Source organism: Pseudomonas sp. PS01299 (genome assembly GCF_029960145.1).
Taxonomy (GTDB): domain Bacteria; phylum Pseudomonadota; class Gammaproteobacteria; order Pseudomonadales; family Pseudomonadaceae; genus Aquipseudomonas; species Aquipseudomonas putida_A.
This window is the reverse complement of the sequence record NZ_JASCPO010000486.1, coordinates 1-1236: the sequence shown is the minus strand read 5'-3', so window position 1 is coordinate 1236 and position 1236 is coordinate 1. Positions and strand designations below refer to the sequence as shown.

At 54.0% G+C, this 1236-nt stretch carries 1 protein-coding gene; it reads right to left on the bottom strand.

The features are described from left to right. Window positions 1-9: 9 nt before the first annotated feature. A protein-coding gene (locus QMX91_RS31165) for an IS3 family transposase (protein ID WP_087148787.1) occupies window positions 10-1172 on the bottom strand; the annotation gives its coding sequence in 2 pieces (ribosomal slippage) (window positions 10-917 and window positions 917-1172; 1164 coding nt in all). Window positions 1173-1236: the final 64 nt, after the last annotated feature.

The window sequence follows — 1236 nt, the reverse complement described above, 5'->3', positions numbered from 1 at the left end:
CTGTAGTGGTCAACTAATCCCGGACACGACGTTAAGTTTTTTCTCGGCCTGAGCCGGCGTTAGCCCGCCATTAAATTGATGAGGCCGTATCCAGTTGTAGCGATGCATCAAATAATGACTGATGTCTCGTTGTGCCTGCTGAACCGACATATAACCCACTGAAGGTATCCACTCGGTTTTCAAGCTGCGAAATACTCGCTCCATCGGCGAGTTGTCGTAGCAATTGCCCCGGCGACTCATGCTCTGGCTGATGCGGTACCGCCACAGACGCTGACGGAAGTGGCGACTTCCATATTGCGATCCCTGATCCGAATGAAACAGCAGCCCTTGAGGCTTCCCGCGTTGCTCATAGGCCATATCCAGTGCTTTGGTGACCAAGTCAGCATCCGGGTTTCCTGATAACGCCCAGCCCACTATCCGGCGAGCATAGAGATCCATAACCACGGCCAGGTAGTGCCATTTCCCTTGCGCCCAGATGTAGGTGATGTCACCGCACCAAACCTTGTTTGGCTCGGGAACATCGAATTTACGATTCAGTGTATTTGGAATGTCAGGCCGCTCGACCGTTGCTTTTTTGTAGGCATGCGAGCCAGGCTGCTTGCTGATCAACCCCAGTTCCCGCATCAAGCCTCGCACCTTGAAACGCCCGATCTGCTCGCCATCATCCTGCATCATCGACACGATACTTCGGCTGCCAGCAGCGTTTCGGCTCTGGGTGAACAGTTCGTTGACTCGACTGCGTAATCGAATTCTCTCAACGCCCGGAGAACGCCGCCTGAGGTGATGGGCGTAGTAAGTCGAACGGGTGATTTCGAACACCTCGCACAAGCAGTCAACAGGTTCATGGGCGCTTAGCTGATGGATCAGTGCGAACGCTCGAGATCTTCCGACATCAAGAGCGCGGTAGCCTTTTTTAATATCGATTTCTCTCGTTCAAGACGGGCGATTCGGGCTTCCAGTTCCTGGATCTTTTGCTGCTCTGGGGTGAGCGCCTTGCTCTGCGGGGTGACGCCTGTGCGTTCCTGCAGAAGCTGACTGACCCAACGGCGCAGGGCCGACTCGCCAATGCCGAGTGAACGACTGGCTTCGATGCAGCTGTAATTTTGTTTGAGTACGAGGTCAGCAGCCTCGCGTTTGAATTCAGCGGAAAAGACACGACGTTGCTTGGTCATCTGACACCTCGATATGGCGAGCATTCTCGCCTAAATGAGTGTCCGGTTTCATTAGACCACTACA